Annotated in this window: 24 protein-coding genes and 1 riboswitch; of the genes, 5 read left to right on the top strand and 19 right to left on the bottom strand. The window is 49.2% G+C overall.

The window, feature by feature from the left end; translation table 11 throughout:
- Positions 1 to 4 precede the first annotated feature (4 nt).
- The 7 genes from plsX to ACLIN2_RS18275 form a co-directional block, all read right to left on the bottom strand.
- Positions 5 to 1,012 carry a phosphate acyltransferase PlsX gene (gene plsX / locus ACLIN2_RS18245; RefSeq protein WP_122959481.1) on the bottom strand — a complete coding sequence of 336 codons (1,008 nt, stop codon included), beginning with the start codon at positions 1,010 to 1,012 and terminating at the stop codon, positions 5 to 7.
- 33 nt (positions 1,013 to 1,045) lie between these two features.
- Positions 1,046 to 1,618, bottom strand: a complete 573-nt coding sequence (gene fapR, locus ACLIN2_RS18250) for a transcription factor FapR (protein WP_122959585.1) — start codon at positions 1,616 to 1,618, stop codon at positions 1,046 to 1,048.
- 257 nt (positions 1,619 to 1,875) lie between these two features.
- A complete protein-coding gene (locus ACLIN2_RS18255; RefSeq protein WP_411504559.1) occupies positions 1,876 to 2,646 on the bottom strand; it encodes a DeoR/GlpR family DNA-binding transcription regulator in 771 nt (256 codons plus the stop codon).
- Positions 2,647 to 2,830: 184 nt separating this feature from the next.
- Positions 2,831 to 3,001 (bottom strand): 50S ribosomal protein L32, encoded by a 171-nt coding sequence (gene rpmF / locus ACLIN2_RS18260; RefSeq protein ID WP_005834357.1) that lies wholly within the window; start codon positions 2,999 to 3,001, stop codon positions 2,831 to 2,833.
- 143 nt (positions 3,002 to 3,144) lie between these two features.
- Positions 3,145 to 3,666 (bottom strand): YceD family protein, encoded by a 522-nt coding sequence (locus ACLIN2_RS18265; RefSeq protein ID WP_400586015.1) that lies wholly within the window; start codon positions 3,664 to 3,666, stop codon positions 3,145 to 3,147.
- A gap of 83 nt (positions 3,667 to 3,749) precedes the next feature.
- On the bottom strand, positions 3,750 to 4,817 hold the full coding sequence (locus ACLIN2_RS18270; RefSeq protein ID WP_411501758.1) for a SepM family pheromone-processing serine protease: 1,068 nt from the start codon (positions 4,815 to 4,817) through the stop codon (positions 3,750 to 3,752).
- Positions 4,814 to 5,608 carry a patatin-like phospholipase family protein gene (locus tag ACLIN2_RS18275; RefSeq protein ID WP_411501759.1) on the bottom strand — a complete coding sequence of 265 codons (795 nt, stop codon included), beginning with the start codon at positions 5,606 to 5,608 and terminating at the stop codon, positions 4,814 to 4,816. Before ACLIN2_RS18275 ends, ACLIN2_RS18270 begins: the two co-directional genes overlap by 4 nt.
- 135 nt (positions 5,609 to 5,743) lie before the next feature.
- Here ACLIN2_RS18275 and ylbJ point away from each other — a divergent pair, with 135 nt between their 5' ends.
- On the top strand, positions 5,744 to 6,973 hold the full coding sequence (gene ylbJ / locus ACLIN2_RS18280) for a sporulation integral membrane protein YlbJ (protein WP_400586021.1): 1,230 nt from the start codon (positions 5,744 to 5,746) through the stop codon (positions 6,971 to 6,973).
- Positions 6,974 to 6,976: 3 nt separating this feature from the next.
- Here the strand turns inward: ylbJ and coaD are convergent, their stop codons facing one another.
- Both coaD and rsmD read right to left on the bottom strand, forming a co-directional pair.
- The gene (gene coaD / locus ACLIN2_RS18285) at positions 6,977 to 7,456 is read right to left on the bottom strand and encodes a pantetheine-phosphate adenylyltransferase (protein WP_411501760.1); all 480 of its coding nucleotides are present in this window, start codon (positions 7,454 to 7,456) and stop codon (positions 6,977 to 6,979) included.
- Between the two features lie 6 nt (positions 7,457 to 7,462).
- Positions 7,463 to 8,071 (bottom strand): 16S rRNA (guanine(966)-N(2))-methyltransferase RsmD, encoded by a 609-nt coding sequence (rsmD, locus tag ACLIN2_RS18290; RefSeq protein WP_411501761.1) that lies wholly within the window; start codon positions 8,069 to 8,071, stop codon positions 7,463 to 7,465.
- A gap of 436 nt (positions 8,072 to 8,507) precedes the next feature.
- Here rsmD and ACLIN2_RS18295 point away from each other — a divergent pair, with 436 nt between their 5' ends.
- Both ACLIN2_RS18295 and ACLIN2_RS18300 read left to right on the top strand, forming a co-directional pair.
- On the top strand, positions 8,508 to 8,651 hold the full coding sequence (locus ACLIN2_RS18295) for a hypothetical protein (RefSeq protein ID WP_170184283.1): 144 nt from the start codon (positions 8,508 to 8,510) through the stop codon (positions 8,649 to 8,651).
- 131 nt (positions 8,652 to 8,782) lie between these two features.
- Positions 8,783 to 9,739, top strand: a complete 957-nt coding sequence (locus tag ACLIN2_RS18300) for a Ku protein (protein ID WP_411501762.1) — start codon at positions 8,783 to 8,785, stop codon at positions 9,737 to 9,739.
- Between the two features lie 48 nt (positions 9,740 to 9,787).
- Here ACLIN2_RS18300 and ACLIN2_RS18305 read toward each other — a convergent pair whose 3' ends face one another.
- Positions 9,788 to 10,675, bottom strand: coding sequence for a cation diffusion facilitator family transporter (locus ACLIN2_RS18305; protein ID WP_411501763.1), 888 nt, complete (start codon positions 10,673 to 10,675; stop codon positions 9,788 to 9,790).
- A 254-nt stretch (positions 10,676 to 10,929) separates the two neighbouring features.
- A riboswitch (TPP riboswitch) is annotated at positions 10,930 to 11,041 on the top strand.
- Between the two features lie 151 nt (positions 11,042 to 11,192).
- On the opposite strand from ACLIN2_RS18305, the gene thiC reads away from it, so the two are divergent.
- Both thiC and ACLIN2_RS18315 read left to right on the top strand, forming a co-directional pair.
- Positions 11,193 to 12,953 carry a phosphomethylpyrimidine synthase ThiC gene (gene thiC, locus ACLIN2_RS18310; RefSeq protein ID WP_411501764.1) on the top strand — a complete coding sequence of 587 codons (1,761 nt, stop codon included), beginning with the start codon at positions 11,193 to 11,195 and terminating at the stop codon, positions 12,951 to 12,953.
- A 23-nt stretch (positions 12,954 to 12,976) separates the two neighbouring features.
- The gene (locus ACLIN2_RS18315; protein ID WP_411501765.1) at positions 12,977 to 13,147 is read left to right on the top strand and encodes a hypothetical protein; all 171 of its coding nucleotides are present in this window, start codon (positions 12,977 to 12,979) and stop codon (positions 13,145 to 13,147) included.
- A 73-nt stretch (positions 13,148 to 13,220) separates the two neighbouring features.
- Here ACLIN2_RS18315 and ACLIN2_RS18320 read toward each other — a convergent pair whose 3' ends face one another.
- The 9 genes from ACLIN2_RS18320 to ACLIN2_RS18360 all read right to left on the bottom strand — a co-directional run bounded on the left by ACLIN2_RS18320 (position 13,221) and on the right by ACLIN2_RS18360 (position 24,594).
- Positions 13,221 to 14,288, bottom strand: coding sequence for a glycosyl hydrolase family 18 protein (locus ACLIN2_RS18320; protein ID WP_411501766.1), 1,068 nt, complete (start codon positions 14,286 to 14,288; stop codon positions 13,221 to 13,223).
- A gap of 27 nt (positions 14,289 to 14,315) precedes the next feature.
- Positions 14,316 to 16,082 carry a polysaccharide deacetylase gene (locus ACLIN2_RS18325; RefSeq protein WP_411501767.1) on the bottom strand — a complete coding sequence of 589 codons (1,767 nt, stop codon included), beginning with the start codon at positions 16,080 to 16,082 and terminating at the stop codon, positions 14,316 to 14,318.
- Positions 16,083 to 16,124: 42 nt separating this feature from the next.
- Positions 16,125 to 17,999 (bottom strand): glycosyltransferase, encoded by a 1,875-nt coding sequence (locus ACLIN2_RS18330; RefSeq protein WP_170184281.1) that lies wholly within the window; start codon positions 17,997 to 17,999, stop codon positions 16,125 to 16,127.
- A gap of 21 nt (positions 18,000 to 18,020) precedes the next feature.
- The gene (locus tag ACLIN2_RS18335; protein ID WP_411501768.1) at positions 18,021 to 19,334 is read right to left on the bottom strand and encodes a nucleotide sugar dehydrogenase; all 1,314 of its coding nucleotides are present in this window, start codon (positions 19,332 to 19,334) and stop codon (positions 18,021 to 18,023) included.
- Between the two features lie 28 nt (positions 19,335 to 19,362).
- Positions 19,363 to 20,811, bottom strand: coding sequence for a polysaccharide deacetylase family protein (locus ACLIN2_RS18340; RefSeq protein WP_411501769.1), 1,449 nt, complete (start codon positions 20,809 to 20,811; stop codon positions 19,363 to 19,365).
- Between the two features lie 298 nt (positions 20,812 to 21,109).
- Positions 21,110 to 21,439: a DUF1904 family protein gene (locus ACLIN2_RS18345; RefSeq protein WP_092266595.1), complete on the bottom strand. Its 330-nt coding sequence runs from the start codon at positions 21,437 to 21,439 to the stop codon at positions 21,110 to 21,112.
- Positions 21,440 to 21,738: 299 nt separating this feature from the next.
- A complete protein-coding gene (locus ACLIN2_RS18350; protein ID WP_170184280.1) occupies positions 21,739 to 21,897 on the bottom strand; it encodes a hypothetical protein in 159 nt (52 codons plus the stop codon).
- A 53-nt stretch (positions 21,898 to 21,950) separates the two neighbouring features.
- Positions 21,951 to 23,093 (bottom strand): stage II sporulation protein P, encoded by a 1,143-nt coding sequence (spoIIP, locus tag ACLIN2_RS18355; RefSeq protein ID WP_411501770.1) that lies wholly within the window; start codon positions 23,091 to 23,093, stop codon positions 21,951 to 21,953.
- Between the two features lie 649 nt (positions 23,094 to 23,742).
- Positions 23,743 to 24,594 (bottom strand): exosporium leader peptide, encoded by an 852-nt coding sequence (locus tag ACLIN2_RS18360; protein ID WP_411501771.1) that lies wholly within the window; start codon positions 24,592 to 24,594, stop codon positions 23,743 to 23,745.
- Positions 24,595 to 24,756: the final 162 nt, after the last annotated feature.

Raw genomic sequence — 24,756 nt, forward strand, 5'->3', positions numbered from 1 at the left:
TGCCTCACTCGCTTTCTCCCGTCATATTTTTCTGTAGTTCCTTCTGAATAATTTCGTTTACATCTTGCTGGACGAAGGTAGCTGCACTAGCGATTGCATTCTTCACGGCTTTGGCATCCGAGGAACCATGAGCCTTGATCACAGGGCTGCGCAAACCGAGCAACGGTGCTCCCCCGTATTCCGCATAATCCATCCGTTTCCGAAAGCGCATCAACCCTGGCTTCAGAATTGCCGCTCCTACCTTATTAATCAGGCTGGAAGTAAACTCCTGCTTGAGCTGTGAAAAGATTGTAGCAGCAGCTCCTTCGACAGCTTTCAGCAAAACGTTCCCTACAAATCCGTCGCATACAAGGACATCGCATGCCCCTTCCAGGACATCTCGAGCCTCTACGTTCCCTACAAAGTTTAAGTCGGCATTGGTCAGCAGAGGGAAGACGGCTTTTGTCAGTTCATTGCCTTTGCCTTCTTCAGTTCCTACGTTGAGCAAGCCAACGGTCGGTTTTTCAAATCCCAGAACACGCTCCGCGTACAAGCTCCCCATAACTGCGTATTGCAGCAAGTGATGAGGTTTTGCGTCCATGTTGGCCCCTACGTCCAGCGTAAGAGTGACACGGCCTTTGATATTCGGAATAAATGTAGCAAGAGCTGGACGCTCGATTCCTTCCATGCGACCTGCATACAAAAGTCCGGCCGTCATAAGTGCGCCCGTATTACCTGCTGAGATTGCAGCGTCGACCAGATTCTCACGAGCCATCTGCACAGCCACGACAAGGGAAGAGTTTTTCTTCCTGCGTACGGCCTTTACCGGCTCATCATCTGGATCGATCACTTCCGTAGTAGGTACAATCTCTATGTTTGCCGGTATTTCTCCCGACAGCTGGCTCCGAATGCCTTGTTCATCCCCCACCAATACAATCGTTAGAGATGGGTTTTCCTTGACGGCAGCCAATGCTCCCTGCACCGTACTGCGCGGTGCGTTGTCGCCGCCCATCGCATCCACTGCAATTCGCAACCGTGACTCCTCCTTAGTTCTCAACCATAACGTTTACATGACCGCTGACATTCCAACTACGCGAAACGTTGCCGTGAAGACCAGCTCTCCTTGAACTTTCGTCTCCACACGCACTTTGCACTCATCGCCGTTGCGACTGCGCACTTGTGCCTTGGCAACCAGCTTCTCCCCCGCCCGCACAGGACGTACGAAGCGAATCCTCGCCGTTGCTGTCAGCGCCACATCCGCATTGATGACTGCCACTGCCAATGAGTTGGCTTGGGCAAATATGTAGTGTCCACGGGCTATTTGCGTCCGTGAAAAAACATGCTCTTCCTTGATCTCCAAAACAGAAATAGCCTGGGAATCAAGCTGCAAGTCGATAATTTCTCCGATGACTTCCTCGATCCCAAGTGACTTCACCGGGTCCAAGCTTTTTTCAGCCACTGATTTGATGCGTTCTCGCAGCTCAGGTATGCCTAGCTCCAAGCGATCTAAGCGTATTGTTTGAATACTGACGTGAAATAACTCTGCCAGATCCTCATCTGTCGCAAAAGGATTATCTTGTAAGGACTGCACCAAACGAGTCTGGCGATCTTTTTTCGGCAAGCGGGCGATGCTCGACACCCCCCCAGCAATTTTCAAATCCACCGACATATAATTGCGATCAGTTTTTAATACCTGGTACCAAACAAAGTATACGGGAGGTTTCCCCGAATTACAAGCAAAGATGACGAAAATGGCCCCATGGTCGCAAGCTGCAAGTACCTTAACCATTCCAGAAAAGTAGAGAAAGCCCTTCTTTTTCGAAGGGCTTTCCTGATAAATCCACTCGCTGTCACGCTGACCAAACCCATCACGCCAGTCGAGTGAAGTTTACCCGCTTATTCTTGTGTGTCCTCTGCTAGGAGCAGCTCTACTTCATGCTGAGCCAACGCTTCCGCCATCTCCGCACTCGGCTTTTGGTCCGTCACGATGATGTCCAGCTGTTGAAGCCCTGCTACCCTGTAAAGCATGGATTTGCCAAACTTCGAATGATCGGCTAGCAGGATAATCTGGTCTGCCCGTTTCATCATTTCCCTGATCAAATGCCCGGACTCTTCTGAAGGGGAAACCAGACCATTCGGAGAAATTCCGCATGCGCCAATCAGGAGCTTATCTACATGGTAATCAGCTAAATTTTCAATCGTCCGCGATCCATACGCATACTGGTCTTCTGGATGGACATCGCCCCCAAGCAGCTTTACCTGTATACCGGCTTTACCTGCGAAGCCAGCAGCAGCTGCGAGTGAGCTCGTAATGACGACATGATCAGTGGTCTTCCAGTAATCCATCGTCAGCAAAACAGTCGTAGACGCATCCAGCATCAAGAAGTCACCGTCCTTGATCAGCTCTGCTGCACGTTCCGCAATTCGCCGCTTGCCGGTCTGATCCAGCTGCATGCGCTCTTGATACGAGTAGCTTTTCTTGCTGAGCGTTGGCAAAATGGCTCCGCCTCGCGTACGAAGAATTTCCCCTTGCTCCTCGAGCTTCACGATATCTCGCCTCGCTGTATCCCGGGATACTCCGAACTGCTCCACAACATCCTGGACGCTGATCCGCTGATGGTCTTGTAAATACTGCAGGATGGCTGCCAGCCGCTCCTCTTGATACATCCACATTTCACTCCATCCATGTGCGACGGTCTTCCTTCGACTTCATTTTAAGTGATTCCGGGTAGATACGCAAGTTGTTTTAAGTATTTGTAAGTAAATATAAGTATTAGATCGAAAAGTAGTCTTCGTTTTTGCGCATAAAAAAAGCAAGGTGATTTCTCACCTTGCTTTTGAGCAGCGGATCTTACTTCGCTACTTTCACACCTTTGTAGTGACCGCAGCTTGGGCAAACGCGATGCGCAAGCTTGTATTCGCTGCAATTATCGCATTTGATCATGCCTGGAATCTCTAATTTGAAGTGCGTACGACGCATTCTTTTACGGGTTTTGGAAGTTCTCCGTTGAGGTACTGCCATCTTCCTTACACCTCCTTCAACTGACAAATGCTAAGAAGCTCTATTTGGGTGGACAGTATAGGCAAGATGCTTATGCTATCCTTCAAAAATGAGACGTTCCAATCGGGTGGATTGGCGTCCCATCTTGAAAACAATAGGAACGACTACTTGTTGCTGTCCTTGAACAAATCAGCGAGCCCAGCGAGTCGCGGGTCAATCCGTTCGTTCTTGCAGCTGCAGGCTACCTCGTTGCGATTGACACCGCATGACGGGCAAAGCCCTTTGCAATCTTCCTCACAAAGTGGGAAGGTCGGCATGGCGAGTAAAAAATCCTCTTGGAGGAGCGCGTCCAACTTGATTTCATCGCCTTCCAAGGGAAGAATGTCACTATCCTCATCCTCCTGAAGAATGGGATCATCTTCAGGTGCAAAGGTTTCGGAAAATGCCACTTTCGCATGGTGTGTAAAAGGAGTGAGACAGCGGGCACAAACAAAATCCACATCTGCTTTCAAATCACCTTTTACGTAATAGAGATTGCCTAGCTGCACTGCTTCGCCCTTCGCTTCTACCGGAGAGATTCCTCTGATTTCGTCATGGCGATTTTTCAGCTCTGTCGCATCCAGCGTCAACTGAAACGGCAACGGCTCTCCTTTTCGATGCTCTAACTCTGTCAACTTGATATTCATAGCTTTCACCTCATGCACAACAAGGATGATTATAGACCCTGCCCAAAGCTTTGTCAACCATTTTCCCTTGACAGCTTTGTTCGTCAGGAAGGTTTCTTCGGCTGCTCATTTAGGTAAGCAACCGCGTCATTTACAGTCTTAACCGGCACGATTCGCATTTTGGTCCCGATGCGCTTGGCTGTTGCCAAAGCCTCTTCGTAATTCGAATCGGCGCCTGGCGTGTCCTGTGGGGCGAAAAAGATGTCTGCACCTGCCTTGTCCGCCGCGACAACCTTGTGATTGATCCCGCCTATCCTGCCTACGGTGCCGTCCAAAGCAATCGTACCCGTTCCGGCAATCCTGTAGCCTTTCGTCATGTCAGCATCGGTCTTCAGCTGGTCGTAAATCTCCAGCGTCATCATCAATCCAGCAGATGGACCACCGATACCTTGAGACGCAATGTTGACCTTTTTCGGGATCACGATATTTTGTTTATTGTCCGGACGAACGCCGATTCCCACCGATTTTGATTCAGGCAGTGTTACCAAGGTTAACATCGTTTTGGCTTCTTGTCCATCTCTTACATAAGCAAGTGAGACAGTATCTCCGGCTTTCTTTTTAGAAAGGATCTGGAGCAGGTCTTTGGCCTCTGGAGTCGGTATACCATCTACGGAGGTGATCACATCGCCGATTTTCAGTTCCTTTTTCGCTGGATATCCATCGATGGTGCCCATAACCCAGACGCCCTGCTTTTCCACTTTGACATCATAGCCCGCCAATTTGAATGCAACGGCTTCCGCCAGCTTTTGCGAATTGTCCATGACGGCCTGCTCGCGTTTGACGAAGTCTTCGTTGCTCTCTCCCTGACTGACCACGAGCTCCTTTTGCATCAGCTCCGCATCCGGAGAAACCTGTGCATATACGTACCAAGCGAGATTGGCTTCTCCCATGCGTACGGTTGTTAACATGAACGTGCCCGTTTCATCTTTCTTGCCGCCTTCCACCTCAATCATCGGGGCCAGATCAATAGCTGATCCAGGACGCGTGATGTAATAATTTGTTGGGACAAAAAAAGAGAGGCCCAGCGCAACTGAAGCCAGAGCAAGTACCCAGCTGAAGCCCTTAGTACTCTTTGCCCTTCTCTGATTGGAGATAAGCCGATCCTCACTCATTCTACTGCCTCCCAATTCTCGATCATTTCCTGAATGCGCTGAACATGTTCGCGTCCAGCTTGTTCACCCAGCTCAATAATTTCTTCTACGCCGGTATAGGCAATACTGCTATAGTGTCCAACATCCGGTCGGATTACGAGATCAGCTGCCAGAATCCTGTGCCGGAGGATTTCCCGCTCCATGACGTCGATCGTCTGTGCAATTACATCGAAAATCGTAGAGACTTTCATCGGGGTGTCCACTTGCGCTACGTCCACAGCAATGACGATATCCGCCCCCATCTCCTTGATGACGGTAACTGGCACGCGGTCGATCACCCCACCATCCACGAGCAGCCGATTTCCTACTCTTTCCGGAACAAAAATACCCGGTATGGAAATGCTTGCTCGAACTGCCTGATCTATAGGTCCCTCGCGGAAAACGACGCGCTCCCCCGATTCAATATCCGTGGCCACAATGGCAAGCGGCTTGTTCAATTCCTCGATTCGCTTTCCATGGGTGAGCAAGCGAATCAGCTGTTTGATCTTCTCTCCAGATACAAAGCCGAGACTCGGAACGGTTAAGTCAAGCCAATGCTTGCGCTTTAAATTCAAAGCCAGCTTTCCCATCATATGAGGCTCGATCCCATTCGCATACACGGCTGCGATCAAGCTCCCCATGCTGCTTCCCGCAAGCATATCGACATGGATTCCATGACTCTCCAATGCTTTGAGCACACCGATATGGGCAAACCCGCGCGCTCCTCCTGACCCCAAAGCTACACCGATTACCGGTTTACGTTTCGCTACCATGATCACATTCCCCCTGTAGAAAGCGTATGTGGGGAGTCACAGGTCCAATCACACTCGAAGTCGGATGTCCGAGCATAGTTTGTCAGTTCGTGACGTAGACATGTACTATTCTTGTATTCGGCTCAGGAGGAATCCATGTCACGCCACTCTCCGATTCTCACCCTGTTGTTCGCCCTATCGACGATTGCCCTCGTGCTCACGCTGGTTGCCTATTCGCAAATCTCTTTTGAGGCTGCTGTTCGCGGCTTGAAGATATGGTGGGAAGTGGTCTTCCCCTCTACCCTGCCATTCATTGTCCTCTCGGAGATTTTAATGGGTCTCGGTGTCGTACATTTTGTCGGGGTCTTGCTGGAGCCTTTGATGCGTCCACTGTTTAACGTACCCGGCACTGGTGGATTCGTGCTTGCCATGGGGTTCTCCTCTGGCTATCCCGTCGCGGCCAAACTAACCACTCGCTTACGTCAGCAAGGGAGCTTGACCCAAGCGGAAGGAGAAAGGCTTGTATCCTTTACCACCACTGGCGACCCCCTCTTTGTCATGGGAGCTGTAGCCATCGGGTTCTTTCACAGTGAGCAAATGGGGCTGATTCTCGCCTTCACCCATTACGTATCGGCACTTATCATGGGGCTGTTCTACCGCTTTCACGCACCCTTTGCCACAGTCAGCAATCCTCTGGAAAAGACCAATCTGCCTCTCCCGCTTCGCGCCCTGCAAGCCATGCATCGGGCACGCGTACGAGATGCGCGTCCATTCGGAAAGCTGATGGGTGACGCCGTCCAATCTGCGCTAAACACGCTGTTTATGATCGGCGGTTTCATCATTGTCTTTTCGGTTTTGATCCAGCTATTTTCAGCCATCCACCTGACACATGTGATCAGCACACTACTCTCTGTCTTTCTCGGGCCATTCGGCTTTCCCCCTGCCTTCTCGCATGCGATCGTAGCAGGATTGTTCGAGGTGACATTGGGCGCCCAAGCAGCCAGCGTCGTCCCCGAAGGCGTCTCCATGGTCTGGAAGGCAGCGATCGCAAGCGCTGTTCTGTCCTGGGGCGGCCTGAGTGTACATGCGCAGGTAGCCAGCATTTTAAGTGAAACGGATATTCGAGTTGCTCCTTATTTACTTGCACGCTCGCTCCATGCCCTGCTGGCAGCTATCCTGACCTTTATCGTCTGGGAGCCACTGCGCACCAGCGCCTGGTTTGCAGATAAGAGCCTTCCCGTCTTTCTTCCCACTTCATCCGGAATCCCGGTATTTAGCTGGTGGGAGACATTCTGGCACTCCGGCCTGCTCGCTTTAGGAGTCGGCGCTTTCTTGCTCTTGGTCAGCGGGTTGGTTCGCCAGCTGCGAAGTGGTCGAGTTCGGTAAGCTTTAGCCGTTCATTTTGGCCAGCAAAGCCTGCTCGACAGCTGGGGGAACCAAGTCTTTCACGCTCGCTTTATAGCTCGCTACCTCTTTTACAATACTGGAGCTTAGATACGAATATTGATGGCTGGTCATCATGAAAAACGTCTCCACATTTTCGTTCAGCTTTTTATTCATGGAGGCGACCTGCATTTCGTATTCAAAATCAGAGACAGCGCGCAATCCCCGGATAATCACCTGGGCGTTGCGCTTTTTCATGTAATCGATCAACAGCCCGTCGAACGAGTCCACTTCGACATTGTCCATCTCTGCCGTCACTTGGCGCAATAAATCCAGCCGTTCCTCCACACTGAACAATGACTTTTTCTTTGCATTGATCAGTACCGCCACAATCACCTTGTCAAAGATTTTTGCCCCACGTGTAATAATATCGAGATGACCATAGGTAACAGGATCAAAACTTCCGGAACAAACGGCAATGTTCACAGTTCATCATCCTTCCTCAAACTTCGTTGCTTCCTCTACGAGATCATCTGTTTCGCTGCGATCACCCTCGTAATAATACAAGGTGACTGCCGTCTCTCCATAGGTAGAGGCACGATCCAAAACACATGCGCCAATCTCTTCCGGAAGCTCGACTCCGATGTCATGCTCAGCGACAATCCAGGCTCCGTCAGCCAAAAGTCCAAGCTCTTGAAACAAGCGAATTTCCTCTGCGATTTTCTGGTGAGCGTACGGAGGGTCAAGAAACACCAAATCGAACGCTTGCTTGCGTGTTGCCAGCGTACGGATGGCTCTGTCTGCATCGATACGATACAGCTCGGCTTGTCCTTCCAGCCTGCACGTTGCGAGGTTCTGTTTCACAACAGCAAAAGCTTTGGCATCCCTCTCCACAAAAACGGCACGCTCAATGCCCCTGCTCAATGCTTCAATCCCTAGTCCGCCCGTTCCTGCGTAAAGGTCCAATGCCCAGCCTCCATCAAAATAAGGGCCAATCATGTTAAAAATCGATTCTTTCACTTTGTCCGTTGTAGGGCGGGTCCCTTTTCCGGGGACTGCCGCGAGCCTACGTCCTTTGTGTTCACCCGCGATGACGCGCATTTTTTTCACCTGTCAGTCCATGAATGATGTAGATTACTTGTGCTTTTCTCAAGAATGATTTCATACTAACACAACTCAAAGAACGCGTAAAATTGCAAGTGGTAAATTTATGCTTACCCGGATGTATACCCTGCAAACATTTGGGAAAAGCTTATGGATAGCGACGCAACGTTGTCGCTGACAACCGCGGAGAAGACTTACGTTTCCCCATAAGCTCTTCCTCCGGTTTCTCCTCTCCCATAATTGAAAGGCGGTTCACTTTGGCGCACGGCGTGTCTGATAGGAGCATTCCGTGCCATCTCTCCCCACGCGGGAGGAGTTGAACAGCTGCCTCGTCGCCTCGTGGTGATGGGGTATTTTTTTTGCTTTCGGACAAAATACTCCTTAGGATGTACCGCCATCCAACGAACCTTTCCGCGTAAGGGAGTGAGCTATCTTGGCAGAAAAGCAACCATCCAAGCAAAAGCTGAAAGCATCCGAGGTCCAATCCATGGCAGATCGTACTGGGGAAGGCGTGGAACAAGCGAGGCAGATGCAATCCGCTGCTGATCAATCGGATATTATCAAGCATGGACAATAGTCCCGTAATTGGCATAAGCCAGCTGCTCTCCTGACGGCTGGCTTTTCGTATGCGCGAATGACTGCATTTCCCTCTGCTCACTGCTGCGCGTTAGCAAATACTATTCTTATGGCGCAGACTGGAGGAATGCTATGCATACGGTTTGGAAAGGATCCATCAGCTTTGGCTTGGTAAACATACCTGTCCGCATGTTCACGGCAACCGAAGAGCGTGATATCCGCTTTCGGCAGCTGCATAAGGATTGCAACACCCCCATCAAATACGCCAAGATGTGTCCCCACTGCGAACGGGAAATCGAACCGAGCGAGATTGTTCGGGGCTATGAATACGAAAAGGGCCACTTTGTCATTATCGATGACGCTGACCTGGAAGCCATCACGCCCGAAACACGCCGTGCCATAGAAATTCTCGATTTCGTCGACTTAACGGAGATCGACCCCATTTACTTTGATAAAAGCTACTTCCTGTCTCCGCAAGAGACGGGTGACAAAGCTTACGCCCTACTCCGTGCTGCTATGGAGCAAACGGGCAAGATCGCCATCGCGCAAGTCACCATGCGCAACCGTCAAAGTCTGGCGGTCGTCCGGTTGTACGAGCATTGCATCATGCTGGAGACGATTTACTATCCCGATGAGGTGCGACCTGTCCATCAAGTCCCTGCCCTTCCCGATACGGGTATCGCTTTAGCAGAGAATGAACTAAAAATGGCAACTGAGCTGATTAACAATATGAGCGTTCCCTTTGATCCGAGCAAGTACACCGATGAATATCGATCCGAGCTGCAAGCCATGATCGAGAAAAAGCTCGAGGGACAGGAGATCGCGACCTCACCTGCCGTTCCTCGCACGAATGTTATCGACTTGATGCAGGCTCTAAAGGAAAGCCTCGAGGTTACCGCCAGCAATGGTGGAGCCCCAATCAAACTGGAAGCAGAGCCCACACCGGAAAGAGCGCAGCAAAAAACCGGGCGGAAACGAACCGCGACGAACACCAAGGAAGCCTCCACCCCAATCAAACAGGCAGCTGGAGAAAGCCCAGCCTCTGGCTCGACTACGAAGACGCTGCGTCGGAAGAAAACGACTGTATGACTGCCATCTGCACAAAAAAACCTGTCCTCCTACGGACAGGTTTTTTGGCTATCTCTGTACGAGCTTTTGCTGCATGATCGGCTCAATGTGGATGTGGACGGTATTGATCTTGTGGACCTTTTTCATACGCTCCTCGATCTTCTCCGTAATGGAATGGCTCTCTACGACATTCAAGTCCGGATCGACGTGAATCACGACATCGACAAGTACACTGCTTCCCAAGTAACGGGCTTTGATGTCCCCGATATCTTCAACCCCGGTAATCCCGGAGATTGTCTCGCGCAGTTGTTCCAGCAGATCCTGATCGAAGCCATCCGTCAACCGATGTGTACAATCACGGAAGATGTCCCAAGCCGTTTTCAGGATGATCAGCCCAACAACAAACGCCGCCAAAGGATCCAGCCAGTTCAAATGAAATTGGGCACCTGCTACACCAACGAACGTCCCAATGCTGACCAACGCGTCCGAGCGATTATCGGCGGCGGCCGCCATCAGCGCCTGGCTGTTCGTTCTCTCAGCCAATGACCGGTTGTAACGATAAACACCAAACATAATGACCGCTGTGAAAAGAGCTGTCCAGCCCGCCAGCATGCTAGGAGCGGAGTGATTCGGGTCGAGGAAGGTGGGAACCGCGTCCGTAACCACCTGGATCCCAACGAATAGCATAATAAATGATGCGACAAGTGCGGAAATCGTCTCTGCCCGGAAATGGCCATAGGGATGATCCTGGTCAGGTGGTTTGCGGGAAATTTTCAAGCCAATCAGTACCGCGATGGATGCCACGACATCGGTTGAGTTGTTCAACCCGTCAGCCATCAGAGCTTCGGAGCCAGCCATGACAGCAATCGCTATCTTTAAAACGGAGCAAAAAATATAGGCAAAAATACTGACCCACGCCCCGCGTTCCCCTTGTTTAATATTCGAATACACATCCACACGCCATCACCTCTAAAATCTCTGTTGTCGACTACATCGGATAGGAATAAGAAGAACAAGTACACTTGCTAGCTTTTTCCGAACTTCATCGTATCAGACGCACTTCGTGTGGGTCTACAGAAACAGTTTTAGTCCAAGGCACGACTATAGGGAGGGGGAAAATGTGTTGCGCAGCCGCAATCTTTTTTTCCCTGTTCACACTTGCACAAGCATCCAAAAACAGGTATGCTGTCCTTGCAACCAAAAACCAAAATGAATAACAGCACGGGAGCTTGGGAGTTACCAGGCTGAGAGGATGGCTATTGTGCCATCGACCGTTGAACCTGAACTGGGTAATGCCAGCGGAGGAATTGTCATAAACGACACGATTAGATATCGAGTATCTTTAGGATACCCGTATCTTTTCTTCTCTCGCGTCTGGCGTCGCATGCACTCATGCGGCGCTTTTTCGTGGAGCAGAGATTCTTTCCGCCTCCCGGGTTCGCGCTGCATGCAACCACGACAAGGAGGTTTTATTATGTCCAGAACCAGCAAATCACCCTTCTCCATCTCCCCCGTACCAGCTTTACCTGGAAGCCGCAAAATTTATTTACAAGGCAGCACCCCTGACATTCTCGTTCCCATGAGGGAGATTTCCCAGCATCCTACGAAAGGCGTCCACACAGAAACTCTCAATCCACCCGTCCCTGTCTATGACACCAGTGGTCCTTATACAGCTGATGGTTATAATCCGGATATCCAAAAAGGACTCCCGCGTATCCGTGCCGCTTGGGTTCAATCCCGCCAGGATACAGAAGCTTATCAGGGACGTCCTCTGCAGCCATCGGACGACAACTACAAGCACGACAGCTTCCCCCGAGAGAAACAGTTGCCGTTACGCGCTCGTCCGGGTCGTATCGTCACGCAGCTTCGATATGCGAGGGATGGGATTGTAACACCCGAAATGGAGTTCGTTGCCCTTCGCGAAGGAGTCGATCCCGAGTTTGTGCGTGAAGAGATTGCCCGTGGACGTGCCATTCTTCCCGTCAACATCAATCACCCTGAAAGTGAACCCATGATCATTGGCCGCAGCTTCCATGTGAAGGTGAATGCAAACATCGGCACCTCCGCAGTCACTTCTTCCATCGGAGAGGAAGTGGAAAAAATGATTTGGTCGGTACGCTGGGGCGCTGATACGATCATGGATCTGTCAACCGGCTCTCACATTCATACGACCCGTGAATGGATCATCCGCAACTGCCCGGTACCAGTCGGGACGGTTCCGATCTATCAGGCTCTGGAGAAGGTAAAGGGAAAAGCGGAGGATCTTACCTGGGAGATCTATCGGGATACCTTGATCGAACAGGCTGAGCAAGGGGTGGACTACTTTACGATCCACGCCGGGGTGCTGCTGCGCTATATCCCGCTTACTGCCAAGCGTGTAACCGGCATCGTTTCTCGAGGGGGCTCCATCCTCGCTGCCTGGTGCCTCGCTCACCACGAAGAGAATTTTCTCTATACGCACTTTGAAGAAATTTGCCAGATCCTGCAGGCATACGATATCGCTGTTTCGTTAGGAGACGGGCTGCGCCCAGGCTCCATCGCCGACGCTAATGACGAAGCGCAGTTTGCAGAGCTGGAAACCTTAGGAGAGCTGACTCGAATCGCATGGAAATACGATGTTCAGGTGATGATTGAAGGCCCCGGCCACGTCCCTATGCATCAAATCAAGGAGAACATGGAAAAGCAGCTGACGCTATGCCACGAAGCTCCCTTCTACACATTAGGGCCTTTGACGACAGATATCGCACCTGGCTATGACCACATCACATCGGCTATCGGCGCTGCCATGATCGGTTGGTTTGGTACAGCCATGCTGTGCTACGTCACCCCGAAAGAACATCTGGGGCTGCCAAACAAGGAGGACGTGCGAAACGGGCTGATCGCGTACAAAATCGCCGCCCACGCTGCTGATCTGGCGAAGGGCCATCCGCGAGCCAAAGAGCGAGATGACGCCTTGTCCAAGGCCCGCTTTGAATTTCGCTGGGTCGATCAGTTCAACCTCTCTCTCGACCCTGAGCGTGCCAGGGAGTACCATGATGAAACGCTTCCCTTTGAGGGGGCGAAATCTGCGCATTTTTGCTCTATGTGCGGTCCCAAATTTTGCAGCATGAAAATTACACAGGATATCCGGGCCTATGCGCAAGAAAAGCAACTGAAGGATGAAATCGCACTGGAAATCGGGATGAAGGAAAAAGCCGAGCAGTTTCGCTCCCAAGGAAATCGGCTGTATACCTAGCACCAAAAAGGAGGTACGTTTCTATGGATCAGGCTATCCTGCTCCGCGATGAAATCCAGCGTTTGCAGGAGCTCACCCGTGAGTACCAGCGTAAGCTCCTTGCTTTGCAAAAAAATTGTGCCCACCAGTTTCAGGAGACAGCACTGTCCCGCACGTGCGTGAAGTGTCTTTTGACGGAGAGTCTCTACTATTAATAGGGAATAAAATAGACAGTAAAAAGACCGAAGAGCAGCTCTCTTCGGTCTAATCGTTACCTTGCTTTGTCCATCACTCGTTCATAAACCGAACGCTTTTGCTTCCCAGGTCACCCAGCCGCCACAACGCGATGCTGCGATAGCCTTCACCGGATACGATCTCTGCCCATGTCTGGAGAGTGGTTTCATCTGCGTACCAGACCGTATGCTTTTGTTTGTTCTGGTCGACATACTGAAAGTGGATACTGCCGCTGGCGTTATCTCTTCGCGGCATTTCCAGACTGGACTTCGCGAGCTCGGCAGCCTGCTTTTCCGTTACAGCAGCAGCCTCTCCATTTTCAGCCCAGTCGAAGCCACCCGCTGATAAAGCAATCACTTTATCGCCCGGAACCACCTTCATCCGAGTCGTAAGCTCCGTAATAAAGGAGCGGTCAGCCTTTGGTCCAGGATCACTTTGCAAGCCGTGCAGATTGTAGGCCATCATGACATAGACCGGCCCCTCTGGCAGCGAAAGAGTTTCAATCGGCGTCCGTGGTTCCAGCACGATCCGCAGCGTTTTATCCTGCTCCTGCAGCCGCAGATAAAGCTCCTTGAAGAACGCTAGCAGATTTCCCCAATCCTTTTCCTCGATGCGCTCGTAGTCGATTTCTACCCCATGAAACTGATACTCTTCCACGGCTTTCATGATCTGGTCGATGTGCTTGCTCCGACTTTCCTCGGTCGCCATCAGCCTTGTGATAAGCGCTGGGTCCTTTTGAATATCGGTACCATCCTTGCGCTTCTGGTCATTGACGATCGTCAAATCGACATGCACGAGACTGCTTCTTCGCGAGATCTCTTGGACTTTTGGGAGTCCTTTTTGAAAGGATTCCGTGAAAAACAGGTTGTCCGCCTCATCAAAGTAAGCAGCAAACATTTGTACATTCGTCAGTCCATTTGTCATGCCCTGCAGATCATCCGCACCAGATTCCCACTGCCAATCCACGACCCAGGCACTTTTCTTCAATGGCACCTCTGCCGCAGACACCGATTTCTCTGCATCGGATACGCCACCGATCCCACAGCCAGTCACAAGCGCTGTGAATAGGCTCATATAAAGGAAGCGAACGATCCAAAGCTTCTTTCTAGCCAATCTTCTCAACTTGCCTGCGCCCCCTTCTCCACCCGATTAGAACGTTTCCATCACCCAGTCCACTGTGGTGGTAAAGGCGTCTTTCATCCTGTTAACCGCTTTTTCCATCCCTGTGTAAGAATTGCGGAACAAAATTTGCTCTTGGTCTCTTGCGTCATTTTGTATCGAGGATATCTTCACATCTGTAAAGACCCCATCGTAAATATCGTCTTGTTTGTTCTTTTCACTGTACGCGGACCCCAATGCTACTCCTCCGCTGGCAATCGCGCTGTCAATCGCTTGTTGATTGACTTTGACCGCATTGTCCACCGAAACGCTCAGCTTGTCCCCTTGGATCACGATATCCATCTGTCGTGTATTTTGAATGTTGACGGGATATCCTTCGTCTTCTTCCAGAGCTCCTGCTTCTGTTTGTGATTTTGTATAGACCGTCGCTTTGTCGTACGCCAAATCCTCTGGCTGCCACAGCACTTCACTCAGCTTCGCGGAATAAAGCTCTACTGGCTCCTGACCCGCTTTTTTCTGCTCGACGTTCAATGTATTATCATGCAAAGTCACACGGACAAACGAGCCTTTTTCTCGGTCATCACGAAGGTAGATCGACTGCTTCCCGACGACATTGCCTTCCAGCTTTGCAGAAATACGCAGATCTTGGCTGCCAGAAGAATTATCCAGGAACAGTCTGCCTTCTTCCGCTGGCGGGGAAGTCAGCACAATCTTGTTTCCCTTGAATTCCTCCGCGCCGCTCTCCAATCTCCACTGCTGTGCCAACTGCTCGTCACCATGAACGAACTTCATTTTCTGCTGGGTATCCCTTTGGATTTTCATCAGAAGGTGGTTCGTGTACCAGTACGGATCAGGCTGGAGCCTTGTCAGATCGTAAAGGCTGTCCTTGTTGGAATTGTACGCAGTCCCTTCCCGGTTGAAGTGCATCGCAAAGGTCTTGCGAATATTGGCATCATTGACGTCGGAAACAAGCCGGTTCATCCCACCATACAGGGTATTGGCGTGCATGATCATATACACTTTCGGGACAAATCCCAATGTATCCGTATAGATCTCCCTCATTTGATCGTAATCCTTTGTGATCCGGGCCTCCATCATCGAACGATCCTCAATCGGAATCATATTACTGTCACGAATGAAGTCCATGAGATAGTGGTTGTAGTACTCCACATGATTTTTGGTCGGCAATTCGTTTTCATCTCGTACACCAATGAAGTTACCTTGTCGATCAAAAATATTGATATACGTCAAACGATAGCCATTCGTACCCAGCTCCCAGAAGCCACCTTCCTGCATGTTCAGCAAGTCCTTGGGTTGCAGAAACTTGTTGTCGCTGTTGCCCATCTTGTTGGCATACGACAGGGCTGTCGCTTTGAAATTGTACTTCTCCAAAAGAGGCTGTGCAAACAGATGCGAGTCGTTGCGCCCATCTTCAAAAGACAGGAACAATGCCTTTTCAGGAAGCGGCTTTTTCTCATTGTAAAAATCAAGGATATCCTGCTGTGATATCGTCACGTATCCTTGGTTTCGCAGCGCTTGCAGCTGTTCATCCAGATGGGCTTTGGCAATGAGCTTTGGCGTTCCTGATCGACCGACACCGAAATAGGAAATAGCGATAAAGCCTTTGTCATTCTGCCATGTGCGATAATCTGCTTCCGCATAGCTTTTTGTATCAAACACAGCCTGATAAAGCAAAATGCCCACGGCCAGCAAAATCACGAATTGAACAATCGTACGTTTCACCTTTCTGCGATTTTTCTGGTGATAGTCAAGGGCGGATTCCCGTTTTCTTCTCATCTTCTCTGGCACCCTCATTCCTTGAATCTAACCGTGCGACGGCTAAAAGGGCAATCCCATTCCCTTTTTCTTTCTTTGTTTGCGCGCTTCTTTTCTTTGCCGTGCCTCGATATCTTGTGGTGTCTCCCGCGTCCCCCAGGTCGACTTCCAAAAGGTCACCCATGCGACTGGCATCTGCCACAGCAATACAAATTCATAGAAAATGCAAAAGACCAACCCGAATACCCACAGCTTGCTTCGGCGATACAGCAGGTGCGCCAGACTCATCAGCAAAGCCATGAGAAACAGCCCCATGAGAAATGTTCCGGGAAATACGCGATGTACGATCGGCACGTAGACGAGGTTGTACAAGACAATGACCGGTGCGGCAATCGGCACGATCAGACCAATATAGAAGAACAAGGCCATAAAGGGCTCCTTCTTCCAAATAAACATACTCGCGCGCAGGGATTCCCGCAGCCAGGATCGCTTCCAACGCATTTGCTGCTTTAAAAACACGCTCATGTCAGAAGGAACAATCGTCGAACAAATCGCTGCATCCTGGTACGAGGTCCGATGGGTCTTTAATATAAAATTGGTCATACTGCGGTCATCCCCGAAAGTGGCTGGCTGCCCGAGAAACTTTTGTGTAAGCCATGCCTCGGAATGCTGCATCACCAAATCCTTTCGATAGCACGAAAGCGGACCAGACAAGCAGGTTACACTGTCAAACCACGCTTCTGCTGCCTTCATAATGCGAAAGGCTATGTAGTAACGGACAGTTTGCAGCTTGGTGATGGCATTCGTGAATTTGTTCTCCACGTCTGTGCGGCCAGCCACCCCTCCCATTTTCGGATCCTGAAAAGGCTGTACCAGATGACGAATGGCAGTTGGCTCCAAGAAACTATCTGAATCAACGAACACGACTAAATCATGCTTCGCCATTTCCACTCCTTTGACGAGAGCGACCCGCTTCCCGCCATTTTCAGGGAGCACAAACATGCGCACACGTTCTTTGGTCATAAAGCGCTCTGCCTCACTATGGATCAGCGAAATGACTTTTTCGATCTGCTCGACGGATCGATCCGTGGAACGGTCATCGACTACGATCACTTCCACTTTGTCGATGGGATAGTTCTGATTTACACAGCTTAATATCGTACGATGAATCCACTGCTCTTCATTAAAACATGGAATGATAATGGATACGCCTGGCGTAAAGTCGTGATTAACAGGGACATCCCGATATAAGGCGCCGAAAAAATAGCGCGTCAGCAAAAAGGCCGCAGCAATCAAGCTATACAAATACAGCAAAATATTGTACTTAAAATAAATAATGCTCTCTGCTCTCATCAGCATGATAAAGAGTGACGCTACCAGCAGCAACGCACTCGAGGTATAAATGGCATAGCCCCAGCGCTTTTTTTGAAAGTATTCGGTAAGCGGCTTGGCAAACTCAAAAGCCACCAGCCACTTTACTTGACCGTCTTCTTCGTCGGAAAAAGCGCGGACGACTCTTCCATCCATCTGTACGGATGATTCAAATCCTTCCGGCATCGTACCAGGAGGAATGCTGCAGTGAATACTCACCACTTGTCCCAAGCGAAGCCGCTCCTCTGAAGCGGGACCAAATTCCACGAGTATCCCCGTGGAAGAAATATCAATGGCTTTGCCTTTGATCGCATCCTTTTTTTGACTGCGGCGCGTGTAGACCAACACAGGAAAGTTTGCCACGTATCGCAAGCTGAGAAGACGCAGCTTGTCCAAGTATTCGGGATCTGCTTCGTTCACACTGGCTGCCGTGCTTTCTTTGACTCCTCTTCGGTCCGATATACTTCGAATTTTTTCCGGGTCAGGAACATTGGATAGAAGTCTTCGGTCCGAACGTGAAACCGTTAAAACCTCTTCCACCTTCTTCTTTTTCTTCTTCCCTATCACTGTCGCCCTCTCCAATCCCTCTTACAAGCTCCAGTAATGATATCCTCTGTTCTCGAAAGCGTCTCTGGAATAGATGCCTTTGACATCAATCATCACTTTTTTCTTCTTGCTTCCAAAGATTCGTTCGTAATCCTCGATTTGCAAGTTTTCGAATATCGTGTGCGGGACAGCTACTACTACGACATCCATATCGCAAAGGGCATCCAGAGCAGACAGCTCAATCCCATATTCTTTGTATGCGAGCACTGGATCGACTAACGGATCGACGACAAGCGTTGCCATCCCGTATTCCTGCAGCTCATCAATAATGTCGGTCACTTTCGTGTTGCGGATGTCCGCACAGTTTTCCTTATATGCCAGTCCTAAAATGCCGATCTTCACATTTTCAAAGTCCAGCTTCAAACGGACGACCGTCTTGATGATCTGCTCCGCAATGTATTTACCCATCCCGTCGTTGATATGCCTGCCGGCGAGGATGATTTTCGAGCGGTACCCGCTGTCCTCTGCCTTGTAGGTCAAGTAATAGGGATCGATACCGATGCAATGTCCGCCAACCAGCCCAGGTGTGAACTTGAGGAAGTTCCACTTCGTGCCAGCTGCTTCCAAAACTGCCTTGGTGTTGATTCCCATCTGATGAAACAGCATCGCAAGTTCATTCATAAAGGCGATATTGATATCCCGCTGGGCATTTTCAATGACCTTGGCCGCTTCCGCCACTTTAATGCTCTCCGCACGATACACTCCTGCTTCTACTGCTAGACTGTATACTTTTGCAACCGTATCTGTCGTCTCTTCATCGATTCCGGAAACGATTTTCATGATGTTTTCGAAGCGGTGCACCTGATCGCCCGGATTGATTCGTTCCGGGGAATAGCCTACTTTGAAGTCGCTTCCGCATTTCATACCGGAGATGCTCTCCAGAATAGGGATGCATACTTCTTCCGTCACACCTGGATAGACTGTCGATTCAAAAACGACGACAGACCCCTTAGGCATTTGTCTTGCCACGGTACGGGTCGCTTCCTGCACGTAGTACAGATCGGGAATGTTGCCGCTTTTGATGGGGGTAGGAACAGCGACAATGAAAAACCGTGCATGTGCAAGCTTCGTCTCGTCATACGTAAAGTCAATCGCACTCGCACGCAGACGCTCGTCCTCTATACTCCCATCGGTACAGATTCCCTGCTCTAAAGCTTGGATCTTCTGCTGATTCACATCAAAGCCGATGACATCCACTTTTTGCGCCAGTGCTACTGCCACCGGCAATCCCACGTACCCGAGACCCAATACCGCAATTTTCTCTTGGCGGTCTACAATTGCTTCATACAGCTTCATCCCGAACCCTTCTTTCTTGCCTGTTCGATTATGGACCAAACATTTCGCTCATTTTCACGAAGGTGTAGCCTCTGCTTCTCAGCTTATCGATCACGATGGGCAGAGCTTCGATCGTGTGAATGTCATCTAACAAATGCAGCAATATGACACTTCCGTTTTGCGTTTGCTCCAAAATCGCTTGGACGATCTCATCTGGCGTCGTGGTCTTCAAATAATCGGAAGGATCAACGTCAAAATCGGTCACGGTATGATATCCCGTAGCACCGATCACCTGCAGTGTATTTGCATCAAACACCCCGGTTGGGGGACGAAAATACATCGTGGGCTTCTCTTGAATAGCTTCCGTAATAATTTGATGAGCTTTGACGATCTCTTGCTGCAGCTGCTCAGGGGAAACTTGTGTAACGACCGGATGCGAATAGCTGTGATTCGCTACATCATGTCCGGCTTCCGCGATGGCCCTAGCCAAATTGGGGTTTTTCTCTACTCCGTCCGCCCGCAGGAAAAAAGTCGCCTGCACATGATACTTGTCCAGAATGTCCAGGATTTTTGTTATCGTCTTATCGGTTCCCCAATCGTCAAAGGACAGCGCCACTTGCTTTTTATTCGTCTCTTGCTTGGTAAATACCCTATATGTGGCGTGGCGATAGTCCGTGTTTACTTTCGCTGCATCAAAGCCAGCAATCTCTTGCAGTGGTTTACGCTCGTCTCCATTCTCCATCAGCTTCTGCAACGGAACGAACTGGTACCCGACATCTTCCGCCAATCGAGCGAGGAGAGCAATATTTCCCAGAAGCTGCTTATTTTCTTCCGTATCCATCGCAATAATCCCACCGCGATTGATGTACTTGCGTAGGTAATGACTTTTTTGCGACTCCGATTCGGATTGCCAGTTGTGGAGAAAAAGACTGTATGAGATCACGGCACTCTGCCCGTTTTCCGAGGCTGCCAATCGGATATCATCCGTAAACTCTCCCGATTTGGAACGGACATAACGTGTTGTGATTCCCAGCTTTTTTTGAATAACCTCTTTGCCAAGCTTGATTTCAGAATCGATCTCCTCATAGGGAAGCTTGGTCAGATCCAGCTGATTTAACGTGTTGTTTTCGATTTCATGGCCACGTGAAGCGATCTCTCTCGCCAGCTCGGGTTCTTCCGCCACTCTCATCCCTGGCAAAAAGAAGGTCGCCTTCAGGTGATACTTTTCCAATTCATCCAGAAGCTGCTTCATCGTTGCACTGTCCGCCATGCCATTGAAAGTCAGCGAGAGTTCTCTCTGGGTTGTATACACATAAGGGATGGCTTTACTCTCTTCACCAGTGAACCGAATCGCCTTTTGTGCAACTCTGGCTTTTGGAGCGTTATACCCAATCGTTTGTGCATCTGACGTACAGCCTGCCGGGATCACCGACAAACACATCGTCCATACGACCCAGAGCAAGAGCTTTCTCCTGATTTTCCCGGTTCGTTCTATCATTTTTTTCCCCTCTTCGAAACCGTTATCCGATCATTTCCGAACTTACCTTCCCCATACTACTTGCTGTTGCATGTGTTGTACTACTGACAAATCCATACAAGCCTGCTGCTGCCAAGATCCCTTATCTATTTGCAAATATTGTATAGGAGAAAACACCTACGTGTACAGACTTATTTCGACAATTTTTTCTAAAAAACGCCATTATATTAGGTCTTTAGTACCTATAATTAAATATTTTTCGACATTATCTTCCAATAAAAAAGGCGAGAACCCAAAGCGGACTCTTCGCCTCTTTTTCCTACCGAATAGATTTTGTCTGCAGCGGCATGCCTTCTTTATAATAGAGAGAAGGAGACAACAGCATAAAAAAGATATGGGTATTCTCAAAGCCATGTGGCCTGAGAACGTCATGGATCATTCTGGCGATCGCATCATGTTTTTTCTGTTCCCGCTCAAACATAAGAATTTCTACCGAAAGCGGACTGTTCGTAATTTGCTCCACCTGAAGCAACTCGATTTTTACTTTTTCCTTCGCGATTTCTGCAATGCGGGCAAACTCCTCGACAATCTCAGGAGAAACCCCTTGCAGCCACTCCTTTTCAAACCCTTTAAATCGAAGAAACGGCAAGACAATTCCTTCTTTCCCTGAACATGATCGCAAGCATGTCCATAAAATAATTTCTATAGTAATTATAAACATCATTCTCTTTACTGATCAAATAAAAATCTGTGAATACAGCCAACCGGGCACTAAGGAGGGCTATATCAGAGAATCGGATCCGACGTCAAAAGGTGTGGTGGACGTACCACAAAGACGGGAGTGATTCAGCCAGATATAGCCCAAGGATTACTGTTAGTATAACCCGAGAATTAATACTTAATCAATTAAAAAGTTTCGTAAAATTCCAATCTTTTCAAGCCATTTCCTCACTCTTTTAGAGACGCTTTGACCAGCGCCATCGTCGTCATTACCATCCCTGAGATAAAAAAGGATAGCGTCCAAGCAAGGCTCAGCCATACAAACGAAAGCAGTGTGGATGAAATCGTAATCAGTAACCAGTTGTATGCCTCTACGTATTTCCCCATATGCTAACATCCCTTTTTCATGATTCTCGCATCCTCACAGGATATTCTTTCGATTAGGCACGCTCTGCCTGCCAGAAATATTCAGCAAATATGTCTGCAAAAGCCTCTACCGTCTGATAGCATTCTTCCAATGTATTTCCCGTACCGCCCACTTCGATCAACAAGCTGCCAGAAGATACATGCTGGTTGTACTCTCCGTTTCCTTCATTTTCCCCTTTGTCGTCTACCCCTCGTGTGATGCCAGGATATTTCTTGTTTAGCAGCTCTGTCAGCTCAGTGGCTATCTTGAGATTTTCCTTGTAGTTCGGATTTCCTTTTCCGATCACAATCATCATCCGCGCATAGGTTTTTCCTTTGATCGTTGCCGTAGTTCTTTCCCGTGGAGAGTCGTCGCGATGAAGGTCGAAGAAGTAATGCAGCTTCCGGTTCTTTTCTGCTGCAGCCGTAATGGCCTTCAAAGATTGCGCGTACGAGTACGGGTAGCTTTTGTTTTGGTCAAGCAGCTCCTGATAAATGTCTCTGTTCAGAAACTCTGCTTTGATTCCGCGATCATTCAGAAGCTCGGCCAAACGCTTGCTTACTAATGAAATGTTTTTCGTCTTATGGTCTACTGAAAGAGTGTCTGGAAGTGGACTCGTCACGTTCAGCCATGACTCACGGTTGTGCGTGTTATATACGAGGACCTCCCTTACCTGTTCCTTGGTTTCTTTCGTCGATGCTGCTTGCTCTTTGTGATCCGTCGGTGCCGTATTCTCAGGCTGCTTCGGTACAGCTGGGGGGACAGAAGCTGCGACGCTTTGCAGAGGAGCCGCTGATTCCATTCTCAGTGCGAGGTCGTGGTCGTCCCATTCCTTTTTTTGTGCTTCCTGTTCATAGGCGAGTATTCCGGGCAGCTCTTTGCCAAAGAGGCTCAGAGGGTCCCCCGGCATCAAACCCGTCACGGACTGAATCAAACGGTCGGTAAGCGGCGGCTTTGGCTGCTTGCTGCTGGCTTGTACGGTATGTGTCAAATACGGAATCACGGTCCCCATACCTTCTAGAAGCACATCGCCAGATAGCTTCGATGCCACGAGCTGAAGCACCGGTACTTGAGCGGTTTTCGGAAAAAGGTTATAGGAAATCAACCCTGTCAAATTGAACAACAGGGCCGTAATCAGTGCAAGGATGACAAACAGACGGTGCAGATGCCCAACCATCTTTGCTCCCCCTTCTTGCGGATAAGCCGTCTCTCCCTAAGGTATGCTGCAAATGTACGAGCTAGCACCCGGGTATGCTTGTGTCACAGGTTTATGCGTTCTGCACCGGTGAGATAATGAAGGCATGAATAACACGGCTTGATTTCTTTCAAGCTCAAAATGCGGAGGTCTCATGAAAATTGAACCCATCACTCCTTTTGAACCAATCCTTACCGAATCCCTTCCGACTGGGGACAACTGGGTCGCAGAGCCTTTATCAAGAGCATTATTTAATAACAAGCTAAAAATATGCGTTTTTACTTTGTATATATTTCTACATAGTATCAATAAAAAAACATCCGAGGATTTACATAAGAACGTCCCAACTCCCAAACGGAAGGACCTCAAATTCCACTACAACGTGGAGGCTGAGGTCCTTTTTCTCGAAGAATATCTGTTCTAAGTGGGGATCAAATCAAAAAATGACTTTTGGGACAGCCTGGGTTCTCAAGGTATCTTAAATTATTTACTCATCTACGATAATGTATTACCAATTTTGTTCAAAAGAGAATTCTCCCCTGAAAACTGTCTCCATTTCGTAATAGGTTAAGCTGCACGATGCAATATTCGAATGTGTATGGAGCAGATACGTTGTTTTTTTAACTTTCCTCTAAACTGGGGCTATTTTAGCAGCAATTCTATCTAATGCTTCTTGTACTGTTGTCGGGACGGGCCCCAATGACCAGTTGGCTGGAACCGAAGGGGTATATCCTAAGCCAGCTGCATCATTCAACTTTTCTATACTAGTATTTCCTCCTAAAGTCACTCTGCTACGCACAGGTATAGAATCAACTGTAGCCCGTATTCTCGTGATCACGCTATTTACACCGTTAACAGTTAAATTTCCTTTTATTGCAAAGCTTAAGAGGTCGAAAGGATCGATCGGAACGTCACCAGCATTCACGTTCACGACTACATCGCCATCTGTCCCACCGCCGATCAGATGAACTTGAGTATCGTATGGAGCGATGGAATTTATTGTTATGACTGGTTGTGGTAAAGGAAGTGGTATTCCTCCCACATAGGAAGCGAACATGGTTACATTAGCACCGTTTTGCGTATAACCCCCAAATAATTGAGAATCACGAATATTAATTTGACTAAGAAAAGTACTATTTCCAGTGAAGACTGGTGTTGGAGTAATATTTACGCTTACAAAAAATAATCTACCCGTGGAGGGGGTGGTGGTATTTTTTGTGAAGTCAAAATCAAGTGGCCCAGTCAATAAAGCTAAATCTACAAAACCTGAACGATTGTCCACGTTTAGGTTGCCATTCCATGATGGATCATCGATATCGAATGGTATATCTAGTCTGGTTAATAATGTACTTGTTCCTACTAATTGAACGTTGGCTTTCAGATGAATCAGTGGTTCAGAGTACGTACCAGGGCCAATATAGATTGCATAACGTTTAGCTGGCGAAGAATCCACGATAAATGCCATTGCTCGTGTAACGGTCAAGAATGGGTTGCATTCAGTACCATCGCCTGTAAGATCATTACCACCTTTATTTACATTGACAATCCGGGTCGCTGTTGGTGGAGGGTCTATACAACCTGGCCCAGGTGGTCCAGCGGGACCTGGAAGGCCTTGTGGTCCAGGCGGCCCAGGCGGCCCGGGGGG

Origin of the sequence: Brevibacillus centrosporus (assembly GCF_046622605.1) — a bacterium.
GTDB lineage: Bacteria > Bacillota > Bacilli > Brevibacillales > Brevibacillaceae > Brevibacillus > Brevibacillus centrosporus.

Excerpts from the sequence above, each read along its gene's own strand:
- ACLIN2_RS18350 (WP_170184280.1), bottom strand. The coding sequence starts at position 21,897 with ATGGGGAAATACGTAGAGGCATACAACTGGTTACTGATTACGATTTCA.
- ACLIN2_RS18335 (WP_411501768.1), bottom strand. The coding sequence starts at position 19,334 with ATGAAGCTGTATGAAGCAATTGTAGACCGCCAAGAGAAAATTGCGGTA.
- ACLIN2_RS18265 (WP_400586015.1), bottom strand. The coding sequence starts at position 3,666 with ATGAATATCAAGTTGACAGAGTTAGAGCATCGAAAAGGAGAGCCGTTG.
- rpmF (WP_005834357.1), bottom strand. The coding sequence starts at position 3,001 with ATGGCAGTACCTCAACGGAGAACTTCCAAAACCCGTAAAAGAATGCGT.
- ACLIN2_RS18315 (WP_411501765.1), top strand. The coding sequence starts at position 12,977 with ATGGATCAGGCTATCCTGCTCCGCGATGAAATCCAGCGTTTGCAGGAG.
- ACLIN2_RS18340 (WP_411501769.1), bottom strand. The coding sequence starts at position 20,811 with ATGATAGAACGAACCGGGAAAATCAGGAGAAAGCTCTTGCTCTGGGTC.
- ACLIN2_RS18255 (WP_411504559.1), bottom strand. The coding sequence starts at position 2,646 with ATGTATCAAGAGGAGCGGCTGGCAGCCATCCTGCAGTATTTACAAGAC.
- ACLIN2_RS18325 (WP_411501767.1), bottom strand. The coding sequence starts at position 16,082 with ATGAGAAGAAAACGGGAATCCGCCCTTGACTATCACCAGAAAAATCGC.
- ACLIN2_RS18270 (WP_411501758.1), bottom strand. The coding sequence starts at position 4,817 with ATGAGTGAGGATCGGCTTATCTCCAATCAGAGAAGGGCAAAGAGTACT.
- ylbJ (WP_400586021.1), top strand. The coding sequence starts at position 5,744 with ATGTCACGCCACTCTCCGATTCTCACCCTGTTGTTCGCCCTATCGACG.
- ACLIN2_RS18300 (WP_411501762.1), top strand. The coding sequence starts at position 8,783 with ATGCATACGGTTTGGAAAGGATCCATCAGCTTTGGCTTGGTAAACATA.
- thiC (WP_411501764.1), top strand. The coding sequence starts at position 11,193 with ATGTCCAGAACCAGCAAATCACCCTTCTCCATCTCCCCCGTACCAGCT.
- spoIIP (WP_411501770.1), bottom strand. The coding sequence starts at position 23,093 with ATGGTTGGGCATCTGCACCGTCTGTTTGTCATCCTTGCACTGATTACG.
- ACLIN2_RS18275 (WP_411501759.1), bottom strand. The coding sequence starts at position 5,608 with ATGGTAGCGAAACGTAAACCGGTAATCGGTGTAGCTTTGGGGTCAGGA.
- rsmD (WP_411501761.1), bottom strand. The coding sequence starts at position 8,071 with ATGCGCGTCATCGCGGGTGAACACAAAGGACGTAGGCTCGCGGCAGTC.